The sequence below is a fragment of the Bacteroides sp. B1-V-101 genome, assembly GCF_023656585.1.
Classification (GTDB): Bacteria; Bacteroidota; Bacteroidia; order Bacteroidales; family Bacteroidaceae; genus Bacteroides; species Bacteroides thetaiotaomicron.
In genome coordinates this window covers 19,964-36,450 of sequence record NZ_JAMOKH010000002.1, presented here as the reverse complement: position 1 = coordinate 36,450, position 16,487 = coordinate 19,964, and the positions used below count along the sequence as shown (strand labels likewise).

The 16,487-nt window shown below is 44.7% G+C and carries 11 protein-coding genes; 4 read left to right on the top strand and 7 right to left on the bottom strand.

From position 1 onward, the window contains the following. Positions 1-131 precede the first annotated feature (131 nt). From NBH01_RS01870 to leuS, 4 genes are all read right to left on the bottom strand, one after another. The gene (locus tag NBH01_RS01870) at positions 132-974 is read right to left on the bottom strand and encodes an OmpA/MotB family protein (protein ID WP_250699951.1); all 843 of its coding nucleotides are present in this window, start codon (positions 972-974) and stop codon (positions 132-134) included. Positions 975-1,135: 161 nt separating this feature from the next. Next, positions 1,136-1,717, bottom strand: coding sequence for a non-canonical purine NTP diphosphatase (locus NBH01_RS01865; protein WP_011108650.1), 582 nt, complete (start codon positions 1,715-1,717; stop codon positions 1,136-1,138). A 48-nt stretch (positions 1,718-1,765) separates the two neighbouring features. Beyond that, on the bottom strand, positions 1,766-2,683 hold the full coding sequence (locus NBH01_RS01860; protein ID WP_008767390.1) for a YitT family protein: 918 nt from the start codon (positions 2,681-2,683) through the stop codon (positions 1,766-1,768). Positions 2,684-2,834: 151 nt separating this feature from the next. Next, positions 2,835-5,669: a leucine--tRNA ligase gene (leuS, locus tag NBH01_RS01855; protein ID WP_061473332.1), complete on the bottom strand. Its 2,835-nt coding sequence runs from the start codon at positions 5,667-5,669 to the stop codon at positions 2,835-2,837. A gap of 1,146 nt (positions 5,670-6,815) precedes the next feature. On the opposite strand from leuS, the gene NBH01_RS01850 reads away from it, so the two are divergent. The 4 genes from NBH01_RS01850 to mutS all read left to right on the top strand — a co-directional run bounded on the left by NBH01_RS01850 (position 6,816) and on the right by mutS (position 13,170). After that, positions 6,816-8,255, top strand: a complete 1,440-nt coding sequence (locus NBH01_RS01850) for a sialate O-acetylesterase (protein ID WP_062695868.1) — start codon at positions 6,816-6,818, stop codon at positions 8,253-8,255. Positions 8,256-8,438: 183 nt separating this feature from the next. Then, entirely contained in the window at positions 8,439-9,314 is an 876-nt protein-coding gene (locus NBH01_RS01845) for a DMT family transporter (RefSeq protein WP_008767386.1), read from the top strand. Positions 9,315-9,338: 24 nt separating this feature from the next. Further along, positions 9,339-10,208: an AraC family transcriptional regulator gene (locus NBH01_RS01840; RefSeq protein WP_234141530.1), complete on the top strand. Its 870-nt coding sequence runs from the start codon at positions 9,339-9,341 to the stop codon at positions 10,206-10,208. Positions 10,209-10,581: 373 nt separating this feature from the next. Continuing rightward, a complete protein-coding gene (gene mutS, locus NBH01_RS01835) occupies positions 10,582-13,170 on the top strand; it encodes a DNA mismatch repair protein MutS (protein WP_032850453.1) in 2,589 nt (862 codons plus the stop codon). Between the two features lie 334 nt (positions 13,171-13,504). Here mutS and NBH01_RS01830 read toward each other — a convergent pair whose 3' ends face one another. From NBH01_RS01830 to lgt, 3 genes are all read right to left on the bottom strand, one after another. Next, a complete protein-coding gene (locus NBH01_RS01830) occupies positions 13,505-14,917 on the bottom strand; it encodes a hypothetical protein (protein WP_011108645.1) in 1,413 nt (470 codons plus the stop codon). A 67-nt stretch (positions 14,918-14,984) separates the two neighbouring features. Further along, the gene (locus NBH01_RS01825) at positions 14,985-15,629 is read right to left on the bottom strand and encodes a chloramphenicol acetyltransferase (protein WP_048696919.1); all 645 of its coding nucleotides are present in this window, start codon (positions 15,627-15,629) and stop codon (positions 14,985-14,987) included. Further along, a complete protein-coding gene (gene lgt / locus NBH01_RS01820) occupies positions 15,626-16,471 on the bottom strand; it encodes a prolipoprotein diacylglyceryl transferase (protein WP_011108644.1) in 846 nt (281 codons plus the stop codon). The genes NBH01_RS01825 and lgt overlap by 4 nt, the downstream gene beginning before the upstream one ends. Positions 16,472-16,487: the final 16 nt, after the last annotated feature.

The window sequence follows — 16,487 nt, the reverse complement described above, 5'->3', positions numbered from 1 at the left end:
AGTATGAATTCAGATATTGTATCTAATAGAAACATGGATGAGTTATATCATATAGGGCAATAAATATTATAGCCTTGTTTCTATATAATAAGAGACTGTCTACCTCCTGACAGTCTCTTATTATTATTTTCTTATTTAACCTCTTCGGAAGTCTGTAACATCTGGAACAACTTGTCCAGCTTTGGAGCCATGATAATCTCCGTACGGCGGTTCTTGCTTCTGCCTTCCGCTATTTCATTGTCGTCAACAGGCATATATTCGCCGCGACCGCTGGGCTGTATCTGCAAAGGATTTACACCGTAGTTCTTAATCAGGATACGTACGACGGAGGTAGCACGAATCACGCTCAAATCCCAGTTGTCTTTGAACTGTACGGTGTTGATCGGTTTATTGTCGGTGTGACCTTCGATAAATACGTCGATGTCGGTCTGCTTGTTCAGGACTTCCGCCAATTTGCCGAGAGCTTCCTCTCCGCGTTTATCCAGACGGGCGCTTCCTGACTGGAACAGCAATTTGTCCGACATTGCCACATACACCTTTCCATCCTTTTCACGAACCGTCAGTTCGTCTGTGCTAAAGCCCAGTAACGCGTCTTTCACACTGTTCAGCAGTTGTTTCACTTTCTCGTTCTGAGCGTTGATCATGTCCTGCAACTCGTTGATGGTGCGTTCTCTTTCGCTAAGTTCGTTTTTCTTCTGACTCAACAAGGCATTCAGTTTTTCCTGTTCCGTCATGTTAGTACTAAGCATGCTCTGATACTGACGGATACTGTTTCCCATCTGGGTGGTATCACGCAGGAGCTTCTTGATTTGTGCTGACAGCTGGTCGCCCGTGTTGCGGCAATCAGTCAATAAACTTTGCAAGCTGTCGATACTTGCAATACGTGCGGCTTCTGTCATCATGAACTTCTTTTTCGTTACACATGAAGTACATAATAACAATGTAAGGAAAGTAAATAATGCAATTTTCTTCATTACGCTTTATTTTTTTTGCAAAGAAATAATTTTCTTCTGAAGATTACAAAAATTCTTTTATTAAACTCTGTGTCATATAGTTAAGAAATGACCTGAGAGAATTTTACTGCTGGCACTTCGTTGATGTCAAGACAGGCTGTTGTGCGGAATATGCTAAAGAATCAGCGTTGCAGAAACTCGCAAAGTTTCTGTACAGCCAGTGCACGGTGACTGATCTTGTTCTTTGTTTCGTTTCCCAGTTCGGCAAAAGTCTGTTCGTACCCTTCGGGCTTGAATATCGGGTCATAACCGAAGCCGGAATCTCCGCGCTTCTCTTTGATGATTTCCCCTTTGATCACACCTTCAAAGAGATATTCCTTTCCGTCGAGAATCAGCGAAATGGCAGTGCGGAATTGCGCTTTCCGATTCTCTTTTCCTTCCAGTTCGTGGAGCAGCTTGCGCATATTCGCCTGAGCGTCGTGTCCTTCGCCTTCGGCATAACGGGCGGAGTACACTCCGGGCGCTCCGTTCAGAGCTTCCACTTCCAGTCCGGTGTCATCGGCAAAGCAGTCCAGCTGATAGTTCCGGTAGATAAAAGAAGATTTCAGCAAGGCATTTCCTTCCAGCGTTTCGGCTGTTTCGGGAATGTCCGTGTGGCAGTCAATGTCATTCAGACTGAGCAGTTCTACCTTATCCCCGAGGATGGCAGCTATTTCTTCGAGTTTATGAGCATTGTTGGTGGCAAATACAAGTTTGCGTTTCATGGTCTTATTCTTGTTTTTTAGCGGAATTATCCGGATTCATTCACCTGTTTATTTCACTTTCAACTGATCGAACCCTTCGCCATACACCCCGATGACGGAACTTTGCGAGATGAAAGCGTTCGGATCGATACGTTTTACCAGTCGGAAGATATCCAGCGACTGACGCCTTTTGGCCAGTACGACCAATACTTTTACATCGTTTTTGCTGTACCATCCGGTGCCGTTGAGCACGGTCACCCCACGGTCAGTATCTTTGATGATGCGGTCGGCTATCTCATCATACTTCTTGGAGAAGATGAAGAACTGTACGGACTGACGGGCGCTGTTGATAATCCAGTCGAGCACGACACCAATGATGAACAGGGTGACGAAACCGAAGATTACCCGACGCCAGTCGTGAAACACAAAGTAACAGGAACTGATGATGAACACATCACAAATCATGATCATCCTTCCAAGTGATACGTCTTTGTATTTGTTGACAATAGCAGCGATGATGTCCGTTCCTCCGGTACTGCCGTTATAATTGAAAGTAATGCCCAGACCTACACCGCACATAGCCGCACCGATGATACAAGCCATAAAGTCCTGTCCGCTGCCGAGCAGCAGAGGCTTTCCGTCGGCCGACATATCGGGCGTTTGTATGTAGTTGTTTACCAACACTTGGAATATCCATAGCAGGAAAGTCAGCATGAAAATTGCATAAGTAGTCTTTATGCTGAATCGCGGACCTAATATCTTGATGGCAAATGTCATCAGAACCGCATTGATGATGAAGTACGACCACTGGATAGGAAATCCCGTTGCGTAATAAATGATAGCCCCGATACCGGTAGTACCCCCTGTCGTTATCTGGTAAGGCAGCAGAAATGCCGCCCATCCCAAAGCATAACTGATCAATCCGAGAGTGATGTAGATATAATCCTTCACTTCTCTCATTATTTCCGCTTTTGCTGGTTTGCGCATTTAATTAATAGGTAATAAGTATTAAGTAATAGGTAATAAGTCGTAGTCGATAGGTACAGGTAATAAGTATTAAGTATTAGGTATTAACCTTGCGGATATGCTCGGAAAGCAGCTACGGTTATTACCTATTACTTATTACCTGTTACTTATTTTAAACTACCACATTTACAATCTTCTTCGGCACCACGATGATCTTCTTCGGTGTTTTGCCTTCGATCCACTTCTGCGAACGTTCGTCGGCTAATACGGCAGCCTGGATGGCATCCGAAGCGGCATCAGCGTCAAACTCCATGTTGAAGCGTGCTTTTCCGTTGAAGGAGATGGTATAGTTGATCGTATCTTCTTTCAGATATTCTTCGTTGTATGCGGGCCATGCGGCGTCACATACGGAAGTTTCGTGTCCCAGTGTATCCCACAGTTCTTCGCAAACGTGCGGAGCGAAAGGAGCGAGGGTGATAACGAGCTGTTCCAGTATCTCTTTCTTGTTGCATTTCAAGTTGGAGAGTTCGTTGACACAGATCATGAATGCGCTGACAGACGTATTGTAAGAGAACTGTTCGATATCTCCCGTTACTTTCTTGATCAGTTTGTGCAGGCTCTTCAACTCTTCCTTCGTTGCAGGCTCGTCTTTCACCAGATATTCGTCGGTACGGTTGTAGAACAATGACCAGAACTTACGGATAAAGCGGTGTACACCGTCGATACCGTTCGTATCCCAAGGCTTGGACTGCTCAACCGGACCGAGGAACATTTCGTACATACGAAGGGTGTCTGCACCGTATTTTTCCACAATCATATCCGGATTGACTACGTTGAACATTGATTTACTCATCTTCTCAACCGCCCATCCGCAGATGTATTTTCCGTCTTCGAGGATAAACTCTGCTTCCGCATATTCGGGACGCCATGCCTTGAATGCTTCCAGGTCGAGGATATCATTGGATACGATGTTTACATCCACATGAAGTGGAGTCACTTCGTATTGGTCTTTCAGGTTCAGTGAAACGAAGGTGTGAGTATCTTTGATGCGATATACAAAGTTGCTGCGGCCTTGAATCATGCCTTGGTTTACTAACTTCTGGAACGGTTCTTCTACTACCGATGCACCTACATCGTGCAGGAACTTATTCCAGAAACGGGAGTAGATCAAGTGTCCGGTAGCGTGTTCCGTTCCTCCTACATAAAGGTCTACGTTTTTCCAGTATTCGTCCACTTTCGGGTCCACCAATGCTTTGTTGTTGTGCGGGTCCATGTAGCGCAGATAGTATGCGGAAGAACCGGCGAATCCCGGCATGGTGTTCAGTTCCAGCGGGAAGATGGTAACGTTGTCGATCTTTTCGTTTTCTACTGTGCACTTGTTTACCGTGTCCCACGCCCATTCCTTGGCGTGTCCCAATGGAGGTTCGCCTGTTTCGGTGGGGAGGAACTTGTCTACTTCCGGAAGTTCCAGCGGCAGACAGTCTTCGTCGATCATGTACGGCATTCCGTCTTTGTAGTATACAGGGAACGGTTCCCCCCAGTAGCGCTGGCGTGAGAAAATGGCGTCGCGAAGACGGTAGTTCACTTTCACACGTCCCAGATTATGTTCTTTCACATATTGCTTGGTCTTTTCGATGGCTTCCTTGATGGTCAGTCCGTTCAGAGACAGGTCACAGTACGGAGTTACATCCGGACGCGGAGAGTTGCAGACGATACCTTCTTTGGCATCGAAGCTTTCTTCGCTTACGTCACAACCTTCTACCAACGGGCGGATTTCGAGTCCGAAATGCTTGGCGAAAGCATAGTCGCGGCTATCGTGGGCGGGTACGGCCATGATGGCTCCTGTTCCGTATCCTGCCAATACGTAATCGCTGATCCAGATGGGCACTGCTTCACCTGTAAACGGATTGATAGCATACGAACCGCTGAAAACACCGGTCACGCTGCGGTCGGCGATGCGTTCGCGTTCCGTACGTTTCTTGGTGCGGTCAAGGTAGGCGTCTACTTCTGCTTTCTGGGCGGGAGTGGTCAGCTGGGCTACCAGATCACTTTCCGGAGCCAGAACCATGAAGGTCACACCGAACATGGTATCTGCACGGGTAGTAAAGATGGTAAATTCGAGATCGCTGTCTTTTACCTTGAACTGTACTTCGGCACCTTCGGAGCGTCCGATCCAGTTCTTTTGAGTTTCTTTCAGTGATTCGGTCCAGTCGATGGTATCCAGTCCGTCGAGCAGACGCTGAGCGTAAGCGGATACACGCAGACACCACTGGCGCATCTTCTTCTGGACTACGGGGAAGCCGCCGCGTTCGCTGACGCCGTCTATGACTTCGTCATTTGCCAATACGGTTCCCAGTGCCTGGCACCAGTTCACCATCGTTTCGCCGAGGTAGGCGATGCGGTAGTTCATCAGGATTTCCTGCTGTTCCTTTTCGCTTTTGGCTTTCCATTCTTTGGCGGTAAAGCTGAGTTCTTCGCTGCAGGCAGCGTTGAGTCCTTCGTTTCCGTAGATTGCGAATGCATCGATCAGTTCCTGGATAGGGCGTGCCTGCTGTTCGTCGTTGCAGTAGTAGCTGTTGAACATCTTTTGGAAAGCCCATTGGGTCCAGTGATAATATTCGGGTTCGCACGTACGGATTTCGCGGCTCCAGTCGAAAGAGAAGCCTATTTTGTCGAGTTGCTCGCGATAGCGGTCGATATTAGCTTTAGTAGTGATTGCGGGATGCTGTCCGGTCTGAATAGCGTATTGTTCCGCTGGCAAACCATATGCGTCATATCCCATCGGATTGAGTACATTGAAGCCACGCAGTCGTTTGTAACGGGCGTAAATATCCGAAGCGATGTATCCCAGCGGATGCCCTACATGCAGTCCGGCCCCTGACGGGTAAGGGAACATATTCAATACATAGAATTTCTGCTTCGATTCGTCTTCCGTAACCTGGTAGGTTTTCTCTTCCACCCACCTTTGCTGCCACTTCTTTTCAATCTCCCTGAAATTGTACTCCATAGTGATAAAGTTTTTATTTATAGTGATTTATACTGTTATTTCAATTTGAGCCAGCAAATTTACGTGTTTATTTTCAGATAACCACGTAGTGAGTGAAAAAAACCTTTCTTTTATAATAAGGTATTGCCCGAATAACAAGGTAATACCTGATAAATGAAGAAATATCACGGCAAATACCGTCCGGCTATTGACTTTCTTGTTTTTATTTCGTATATTTGGAGGAATATAAAACGGAATAGTAATGATAGGATATATAAAAATTATAACATAAGTTCAATAGGTGGATGTGCAGAATTGCATAGCCAGGATAACGAATGGGCAAGAAACTGCGAAGGTTCTTGCCCATTTTTGTTATAATAATTCTATTGAGGCCGCTGGAAACGCCTAAAAATAGTTTATAATAAACTTGGGGACCGTTTATAATAAACTCTCTCGTTATTTATTAAAAACGATGAAGGAGTTTATTCGATTCCGGGGGTGTAGTGTAAGAAAGGGAGAAAACTTTTTTTTGAGTAAAGTTCTCTTCCTTTCTTTATGCGGTAAAAATGTGATATATTAATAGGACTGTTTTGATAGTGGTGATTTGTTTACAAACGGGCGCTTCTATCTGTAAGACTCTCTTTTTCGTTAGACTTTTGGATAATATGTTTCTTTCATTTGGTATTATTATATACGTATTAATGTGAGTATATTTGGGGAGGATTGTTTGATCGTTTATAATACAAAGAATATGGATAAAATGTGAGTGTATACTGGTTATAGTTGAAGTCCTGTCGGGATAATCTTTTTAGAGTGTTAGCTGAAAAAGCCTTTAAATAAACGTTAAACTAGCCTGGATACCGACTAAAAAGTATTTTTTCCAACCTATATCCTTTATTTTCTCCTCGAATTAATTGCAAATTAATTACTAAATTAACTAGCGGGACTTACATTTGTGCCAGTTATCATAAAATTCTAATAAATGAAAAAGTTGCTGGTACTATTAACAATGCTTCTTACATCCTTCTTTGCTGAAGCGCAAAAAAGCAGAGACTATTGGAATAACAAGCTAAAGCTTATCTCATTCCGACTACCTCTTCCGGTAGGATATATTCCGAAGATTGGTCAATCCTGTTGTAACTAACCGAATAAATAAATTAAATATATATGAAATATCTTATCAGCTTTTTATTCTTAGCTCTTGCTTTTTCAATGAAAAGTGAGGCTAAAGTGACATTACCTTCCATACTTGGAGATAATATGGTATTACAGCAGCAAGCAGAAGTCAAACTATGGGGAAAAGCCCGTCCCAATGCTACTGTAACGGTGAAGACTTCGTGGAACGGGCAGACATATAAATCCTCATCGGATGGCAAGGGAGGCTGGTCGTTAACAGTATCTACCCCTGTTGCGGGAGGCCCTTACAAGATCATCTTCAATGACGGCGAATTACTGACGTTGCAGAATGTACTGATCGGTGAAGTCTGGTTCTGTTCGGGACAATCGAATATGGAGATGCCGATGGGCGGTTTCGACCGGCAACCGGTCAGAGGGACGAACGATATTATTGCCAAAGCCAAGCCATCCACACCTATCCGAATGTATACTACAGATTCAAAGGATGGGAGATGGGTACGCCAGTTTAGTAAAACGCCTCAGGAGGACTGCCAGGGCGAATGGCTGGAAAATACGCCGGTAAACGTTTCCCATATCAGCGCCGTATCATATTACTTTGCGCGTTACATACAGGAAGTGCTGGAAGTTCCGGTCGGCATCGTCGTTTCTACGTGGGGAGGATCAAAAGTAGAGGCATGGATGAGCAGAGAATCCATAAAGCCTTTTAGTAGTATCGATCTTTCCATTCTCGATAATGATGCTGAAGTAAAGAATCCTACCGCCACTCCGTGCGTACTCTACAATGGTAAGATAGCTCCTTTGACTAATTTTGCAGTGAGAGGCTTCTTGTGGTATCAGGGCGAAAGTAATTGTGACAATGCCGATCTTTATCAGAGCCTTATGCCCGCCTTTGTGGCTGACTTGCGTACGAAATGGGGCAGGGGCGAACTTCCTTTCTATTTTGTGCAGATAGCGCCTTTCAATTACGAAGGAGCCGACGGTACATCGGCTGCCTGCCTGCGTGAAGTCCAGTTGCAGAATATGAAGGATATACCGAATAGCGGCATGGTTACGACGATGGATATCGGCCACCCTGTTTTCATCCATCCCGTAGATAAGGAAACGGTAGGGAACCGACTGGCGTATTGGGCATTGGCGCAGACCTACGGCATGAAAGGATTCGGATACGCTCCTCCTGTTTATAAATCGATGGAGATACAGGAGAATAAAATCTATATAAACTTCGACAATGCCCAACGCGGCCTGAGTCCGATGTGGACATCTCTTAAAGGATTTGAGATTGCGGGCGAGGATAAAGTATTCTATCCGGCTTTTGCCGAAATAGAAACCAAAACTGCCCGACTGGCGGTTTCGAGTGACAAAGTCCCTCATCCCGTTGCCGTGCGGTATGCGTATAAGAATTATGTGGAAGCAAGTATTTTCAGTATTCATGGTATCCCTGCGGCACCCTTCCGGACGGATAACTGGTAAAAGCAGACGATTACCTGAATAGATACAGCCATTTTATCAGACATCCGGATATTCGCTTTCTTGTTATATCCGGATGTATAACCGGTTCTCTTTCGGCGAAATTTTGTTGAAAATATATCTGTAAAAGTCAGTGGGTATATCCATGAATCCCTGTATCTTTGCATTCTCATTAAAACCATAATTATGGAACTAAAGCATGGGTACTATCATCTGATTGCCATACTAACAGTAGCTATCTGGGGACTGACATTCATTTCGACTAAAGTATTGATAAATCACGGGCTGACACCTCAGGAAATCTTCTTTTACCGTTTTCTGATTGCATACCTTGGCATCTGGGTAATTTCTCCCAAACGTCTGTTCACCAATAACTGGCAAGATGAACTGTGGCTGGTAGCAGGCGGTATATTCGGTGGCTCCCTTTATTTCTTTACAGAGAATACCGCTTTAGGCATCACCCAGGCGTCGAATGTATCGTTTATCATCTGCACGGCTCCCTTGCTGACTACTATCCTTTCCCTACTTTTCTATAAAAGTGAAAAGGCATCGAAAGGACTGATATACGGTTCCCTGCTGGCATTGATGGGGGTAGGACTGATTGTCTTTAACGGCAGTTTTGTGCTCAAAATATCTCCGATAGGCGATCTGTTGACTTTGCTTGCCGCATTATCATGGGCATTCTATAGTCTGATTATTAAAAAGATGGCCGGGCGTTATCCTACCATATTTATCACCCGCAAGATTTTCTTTTACGGAGTACTGACGATTCTGCCTGCCTTCCTCCTGCATCCCCTGCATCCCGATACCGCTGTACTTCTTCAACCTGCCGTACTGTTCAACCTTCTGTTTCTGGCCGTATTGGCTTCGCTGATCTGCTATGTGCTCTGGAATGTGGTGTTAAAACAGCTGGGAACGGTACGGGCATCCAATTATATTTATCTCAATCCTCTGGTCACGATGATTGCATCGTTCCTTATTTTGGATGAGAAGATTACGCTAGTCGCTTTAGGCGGCGCAGCTTGTATTGTCTGCGGGGTATATTGGGCTGAAAAGAAATAGAGTAGATAAGAAATAGAGTAGATTATGAGAAAAATGATGAATGAGCAGCTTCCTATATCGAAGTCATCTCCTCTGAAAGCTCGTTTTTATGATTATCCTTATTTTACTTACCCGTGGCATTTCCATACGGAGTATGAGATTATCTATGTCAAGGAGGGCACGGGAATGCGTTTTGTAGGAAATAACGCGGAGAAATATGCCGATGGTGATATTCTTCTGCTAGGTTCCGACTTGCCTCATTATATGAAGAGCGATGAGGTGTATCAGCAAGAAGGCAGTACGCTTCGGACAACAGGGACCATCATTCAGTTTGAAAAGGACTTCATGCACCACGCTTTCAATTATTATCCCCATTTTATGAAGATAAAGAACCTGCTTGAAGAGGCGCAACGGGGGATTTACTTTCCCGCAGGATGCTCCCCGCGGCTGGTTGATTTGCTTGAATCGATTCCGGTGGAGACAGGAGTCGATCAGATTACTTCTTTCCTGCAACTTCTGAAAGAAATGGCAAACGTCGCTTCACGGTCTGTGCTATCGACTTCCGATTTTGAAAATGATATTATCTACGACGGATCGAGAATAGACAAAATCATAGTTTACCTGAATAAGAACTATACACGGCAGATTGACCTGAATGAAATATCTTCTCTGGCAGCTATGAATCCTGCTGCATTCTGCCGCTTCTTCAAGAGCAAAACGGGGAAATCATTCAAGAATTACATATTGGAGATGCGGATAGGATATGCGTGTAAACTCTTGCTCATGGGCGATATGAATATTTCGCAGATCAGTGTGGAGTGCGGATTTGATACGATTTCTCATTTTAATAAGTCGTTCAAGAAGCATACCGGATTCACTCCGTCTTACTATAAAAGGATGATGCTGGCTGAATAGAAATGAATGAAAGAAAGAGGCAAACGGGACGTATGGACATAAAAAAAGGGTCAACGCCTTGACCCAACCTTTGTTAACCTTAAATCTAATACTATGAAAAACACATTGCAAAGATACGGACTATTGGGAAATTAGCAAATTATCCAAGTAAAATAGTATGTTTTATAACACGTTTTAATAGTTTTCCTTTACTTGTTAAGAAATATACCCTTCTTTTTTAAAAGGATGCAACACTAATTGTGAAAATTGAAACGGGAAATTCCGTTGATTCTCTGCCGGAAAACTGTTATCTTTGCAAGGTTAATCTCATTATTCACTCAACAAAAAAGAAAAGGAGCGAACCGTGAACGAGGAAGAAATCGTGCTTACCCCCATGATGAAACAGTTTCTGGATTTGAAAGCCAAACATCCGGATGCAGTGATGCTGTTTCGTTGCGGTGACTTTTATGAAACATATTCTACCGATGCCATTGTTGCATCCGAAATCTTAGGAATCACACTGACAAAACGCGCCAATGGAAAAGGAAAGACTATCGAGATGGCAGGATTTCCCCATCATGCGCTTGATACATATCTTCCGAAACTGATTCGTGCCGGAAAGCGTGTAGCTATCTGTGACCAGCTGGAAGACCCGAAACTGACGAAGAAACTGGTGAAAAGAGGTATTACCGAGTTGGTTACCCCCGGTGTATCTATCAATGATAACGTTCTGAATTATAAGGAGAATAACTTCCTGGCTGCCGTCCATTTCGGAAAGGCTTCCTGTGGAGTTGCCTTTCTTGATATATCTACCGGTGAGTTCCTCACCGCCGAAGGTCCCTTTGACTATGTAGACAAATTGCTGAATAACTTCGGACCGAAAGAGATTCTTTTCGAACGGGGCAAACGCCTGATGTTTGAAGGTAACTTCGGCAGCAAGTTCTTCACATTCGAACTGGACGACTGGGTATTTACCGAATCCACTGCCCGTGAGAAACTACTGAAACACTTTGAGACAAAGAATCTGAAAGGATTCGGGGTAGAGCACCTGAAGAATGGTATCATTGCTTCCGGTGCTATCCTGCAATACCTGACGATGACACAGCATACGCAGATCGGTCACATTACTTCCCTTGCCCGTATCGAGGAGGATAAGTATGTGCGTCTGGATAAGTTTACAGTCCGCAGCCTGGAGCTGATCGGCAGCATGAATGACGGCGGCAGCAGTTTGCTGAATGTGATCGACCGGACCATCAGTCCGATGGGAGCCCGCCTGCTGAAACGCTGGATGGTTTTCCCGTTGAAAGATGAGAAGCCGATCAACGACCGACTGAATGTGGTGGAATACTTCTTCCGCCAGCCGGATTTTAAAGAGCTGATCGAGGAGCAGTTGCATCTGATAGGAGACTTGGAACGTATCATTTCTAAAGTAGCCGTAGGACGTGTGTCGCCACGTGAGGTGGTACAGTTGAAGGTTGCCTTGCAGGCCATTGAACCGATCAAGCAGGCTTGTCTTGAAGCGGATAACGCAAGTTTGAACCGGATAGGTGAACAGCTGAATCTTTGTATTTCTATTCGCGACCGGATTGCCAAAGAAATCAATAATGACCCTCCTTTATTGATCAACAAAGGGGGCGTGATTAAAGATGGTGTGAATGAGGAACTGGACGAATTACGCCGTATTTCATACTCCGGCAAAGACTATCTGTTGCAGATACAGCAGCGTGAAAGTGAGCAGACAGGCATTCCGAGTCTGAAGGTAGCTTACAATAATGTATTCGGTTATTATATTGAAGTCCGCAATATACATAAGGATAAAGTTCCGCAGGAATGGATTCGCAAGCAGACACTGGTCAATGCGGAACGTTATATTACGCAGGAACTGAAGGTTTACGAAGAAAAGATTCTGGGAGCCGAAGATAAGATTCTCGTGCTGGAGACTCAGTTATATACCGATTTGGTGCAGGCATTGACGGAGTTTATTCCGCAGATACAGATTAATGCGAATCAGATTGCCCGTTTGGACTGTCTGTTGTCTTTCGCTAATGTGGCACGTGAGAATAATTATATCCGTCCGGTTATTGAGGACAATGATGTACTGGATATCCGTCAGGGACGTCATCCTGTGATTGAAAAGCAGCTTCCGATTGGTGAGAAGTATATTGCCAATGACGTGATGCTGGACAGTACTACGCAGCAGATTATCATTATCACCGGTCCGAACATGGCGGGTAAGTCTGCGCTCTTGCGTCAGACGGCACTGATTACGCTGTTGGCGCAGATCGGTTCGTTTGTTCCTGCGGAGAGTGCCCACATCGGTCTGGTGGATAAGATTTTCACCCGTGTAGGTGCCAGCGATAATATCTCGGTGGGCGAATCTACTTTTATGGTGGAAATGAATGAGGCTGCGGATATTCTGAATAATGTCTCTTCCAGAAGTCTGGTGTTATTTGATGAGTTGGGACGTGGTACGTCTACCTATGACGGTATTTCCATAGCCTGGGCAATCGTCGAGTATATCCACGAACATCCGAAAGCGAAAGCCCGCACACTGTTTGCTACGCACTACCATGAACTGAATGAGATGGAGAAATCCTTCAAACGCATCAAGAACTATAACGTGTCTGTGAAGGAAGTGGACAATAAAGTGATTTTCCTCCGTAAGCTGGAGCGCGGGGGAAGCGAACACTCCTTCGGTATCCATGTAGCAAAGATGGCAGGTATGCCGAAGAGTATTGTGAAGCGTGCAAATACTATATTGAAGCAACTGGAATCAGACAACCGCCAGCAAGGTATTTCCGGCAAACCATTGGCGGAAGTCAGTGAAAACAGAAGCGGTATGCAGCTCAGCTTCTTCCAGTTGGACGACCCGATACTTTGCCAGATTCGGGATGAGATACTGAATCTGGATGTGAATAACCTTACTCCGATTGAGGCGCTGAATAAACTGAATGATATAAAGAAGATAGTCAGAGGCAAATAAAAACTGATATAACTTATGCGGGGGCTGACTAATAAGCCGGTACTATTTCCATTGAGGCTGACTAAAAAGTCGTTAGTAACTTTAAACTCTCCTCCTTCCGGAAGGAGGAGTACCCGTAGGGGGAGGTGGTAGGTGAATACATCACTCTATCATTTACAATAAAATAGGAATATGCATTATTCTTCCTACCACCTCGGTCTTCGACCACTCCTCCTTCCGGAAGGAGGAGAATGGAGATACTAACGACTTTTAGTCAGCCCCAACGAAGATACTATAGACTTCTTATGTTGTAAGTTATAGGGTTACTTGCCGTGCCAATGGTATGGCCTTATGCTTATACCTTCTTTGTATAGAAAGAGAGGCCGGTTGGCTTCCATGTGCCTTTGTTTCCGTAGGTATCCTTTTCTTCCGTGGTATAGGCAAAGTTTTTTCCGTCTGATATTTCGTAGATACAGTTTAAGTCATCGCTCTTCTTTTCATAGACATACCCTATGATTGTTCCGTCTCCGTTCGGTGCCGGTTCTAATGTCAAACGGTGATTCTTTCCGTCGGAAGACAGGTAAAGCGGTACTGTACCCGGTTCGTGTCTGACAAATACGCTTCCTATCACACCTTGACAGATATCGGCCTTTGCGGTTAACTCCTTATAAGAGGTATAGTAGCGGTGATAGTGCCCGTCACTTGCCTGAAAGATGGGAGCCGTTTGTTGTAAGGACAGTTGGTGCCTTTTGATATGGGCTATTACCGCTTCTTTTATTTGCTGTTTCTTTATGGGGTCGGCTATTACCTCATAGATGGGGATAAGGTCTTCACCGGTCAGAGTAGTTAAGGCGCGATTCTTTTCATTGGCAGATTGTATCCAGGGGCTGATATCCATCGGATCGCCTGTCAGCTGATCAAAGACTTTGTAATCAGCTCCTTGCAATGACACTACAATTGTTCCCCCATAGTTCTTTTTTACTGTTTCTTCGGGATAAGTGATGGAAACATTGGGATGCTTAATAATGCTGCTCTGATGTGCGCCCATCCCTGTATTTGCGGTTCTCAATAAGTTCTCTTCATCATCCGCTACGATGCTGCGATAGAGGGTTTTGCTTATATAACCTAAATGAGTGTTCACCAATATATGAGTACCAAATAGTTCTATGATTGTTTCAGGTGACGCATCTTCCAGCTCTTGCCGGAAATCATCGGCCAGCCAGTTGGACCAATCCGCATTCAGAGTGAGTAATCTTTGAATCACTCCGTTAGCTCCTGAACTGCCAAAGGCAAATGTGTATTGGGATGAATAATCATAAGGTTTCTGAAAATATTTATGACCGGTAATGGTAGCGGTAAACAGCAAATCATCTTTGTTTTCCGCCGGCACCACAAATTTCTTATATTTTGTGATTGACCGAAGAAACTCTTTCATATCACGACCAATGAAGCTGTCTCCTACTCCGCTCGAACCTACCAGATTGCTAATCCTTTCATTATCTATTTTGCTCAGATCAAGCACTGGTTCTTTTACCGAATTATTGTCTATGTAGCTGCCCATAATATCATATCCGGCACCCAGAAAAGGCTGTGTAAGTGACATGGAGGCTTCAGGCCAGCTATTACCTTGTGGTACGGCAGGGCTTATGTAACTGTCATTCGTTTCTTCCGGAGGAGTGTAAAGTAATTCTTCTTTGTCACTGCAACTTGCGAATACGGATGTGACGAAAGGCACCCATAGTAGTTTGAATAGTGTTTTTGTGCTCATATTTTTATCATTTAGTCGCGCTAAAGGTAGATAAAAGGAATGAGAAAATACTATTTGAACAGCACTATTATTTCAGAAAGTCTTCCACCTTTTTATAAAACAAGGAAAGATGATGCCCGTCAATAAATCCGTGATGAATCGTCATCGCGATAGGCATCACCAGTCTGCCTTCCCTTATGATGGCTTTTCCGGCATTCAGCAACGGGTAGTTATTGCCGCTTCTCTTCTCCTGTGTGCCGGTGATGGAAGTAAAATACAGGTCGGGAGTCGCACTTAACAGAATCAGTCCGTAATCTCCGTCGGCTACTTGTCCGTTTTCTGCCGCGTACGGATCACCGTCTTCGGGGATGGCGTCGATAATTAGCCTTGCTTCCTGATAGAAAGTGTCGAAATCGTCGTGGTAGGGGAAACGGGTGGTGAAGAACTTGCCGTTCTCTTTTATCTTGATGGGAGACAGCATATCTATGGTGTCATAGAGCACTACACGCCCGTCCGGATCGATGCGGTAACGAAACTCCGGTATTTCATTGGCTGCACGCAGCACTGCATAAAGATAATGGAGAAAGAAAGACTGTCCGGCCGCTTTGGCACGTTGCTTGGCTCCTCCGCACTCTACTTCGGAGGTAATGGATAATTGGGGATTCTGGAAGTGGCGGAAGAAGTTGAAATTCTCCTTCCGCTCCCAGTTTTCTATATCTATGATTTGTTTCATTTCTTTGCTACCTTCTTCCGGTCATAGAAGAACATAAAGTAGAAACCGATGATGATGAAAGGAACGCTCAGCCATTGTCCCATGTTGAACATCATGTTGTCTTCGAATGCTTCCTGGTTCTGCTTCACAAATTCGATAAAGAAACGGAAGGTAAAGATATAAGCCAGACAGAGTCCGAAGAAGAATCCGCGATGCAGTTTCTTGCTGTAATTCTTATAAAGATAGATCATGATGAAGAACAGGATCAGATAAGCTATCGCTTCATAGAGCTGTCCCGGATGGCGGGGGAGCATGTCTACCCGTTCGAATACGAACGCCCAGGGTACATTGGTCGGGTTACCGATAATTTCGGAGTTCATCAGATTCGCCAGACGGATGAAACAGGCAGTGATCGGAGTAGCGACGGCAATCATGTCCACCACATCCATATAATGAAGTTTCGTCTTGCGACAATACAGCCAAAGGGCGATCATCAATCCGAGCGTACCTCCGTGACTGGCAAGTCCTTCATAACCGGTGAATTTCCATCCGCCGCCTGCCAGGAACTTGATCGGCAGAAGCATTTCCACAAATCCCTTTCCGCTGGTCAGGTACTGTCCCGGATCGTAGAACAGGCAGTGCCCCAGACGTGCTCCAATCAGAATACCGAAGAAACAATAAAAGAAGAGGGGATCGAATTTCTTCTCGTCTATTTTTTTGTCGCGAAACTGGTAATGGACAATGATGTAAGCAAAGAAGATTCCTACTGCCCACAATAATCCATAATAACGGATAGAAATGCCGAACAGGTTGAATAGTTCGGGATTCGGATTCCAGTTGATTGATAATAAAAGGGTATTCATGTTGGATAACGGTTTA

Excerpts from the sequence above, each read along its gene's own strand:
- NBH01_RS01825 (WP_048696919.1), bottom strand. The coding sequence starts at position 15,629 with ATGAAACAAATCATAGATATAGAAAACTGGGAGCGGAAGGAGAATTTC.
- NBH01_RS01840 (WP_234141530.1), top strand. The coding sequence starts at position 9,339 with ATGAGAAAAATGATGAATGAGCAGCTTCCTATATCGAAGTCATCTCCT.
- NBH01_RS01865 (WP_011108650.1), bottom strand. The coding sequence starts at position 1,717 with ATGAAACGCAAACTTGTATTTGCCACCAACAATGCTCATAAACTCGAA.
- NBH01_RS01845 (WP_008767386.1), top strand. The coding sequence starts at position 8,439 with ATGGAACTAAAGCATGGGTACTATCATCTGATTGCCATACTAACAGTA.
- NBH01_RS01870 (WP_250699951.1), bottom strand. The coding sequence starts at position 974 with ATGAAGAAAATTGCATTATTTACTTTCCTTACATTGTTATTATGTACT.
- NBH01_RS01830 (WP_011108645.1), bottom strand. The coding sequence starts at position 14,917 with ATGAGCACAAAAACACTATTCAAACTACTATGGGTGCCTTTCGTCACA.
- mutS (WP_032850453.1), top strand. The coding sequence starts at position 10,582 with ATGATGAAACAGTTTCTGGATTTGAAAGCCAAACATCCGGATGCAGTG.
- lgt (WP_011108644.1), bottom strand. The coding sequence starts at position 16,471 with ATGAATACCCTTTTATTATCAATCAACTGGAATCCGAATCCCGAACTA.
- leuS (WP_061473332.1), bottom strand. The coding sequence starts at position 5,669 with ATGGAGTACAATTTCAGGGAGATTGAAAAGAAGTGGCAGCAAAGGTGG.
- NBH01_RS01860 (WP_008767390.1), bottom strand. The coding sequence starts at position 2,683 with ATGCGCAAACCAGCAAAAGCGGAAATAATGAGAGAAGTGAAGGATTAT.
- NBH01_RS01850 (WP_062695868.1), top strand. The coding sequence starts at position 6,816 with ATGAAATATCTTATCAGCTTTTTATTCTTAGCTCTTGCTTTTTCAATG.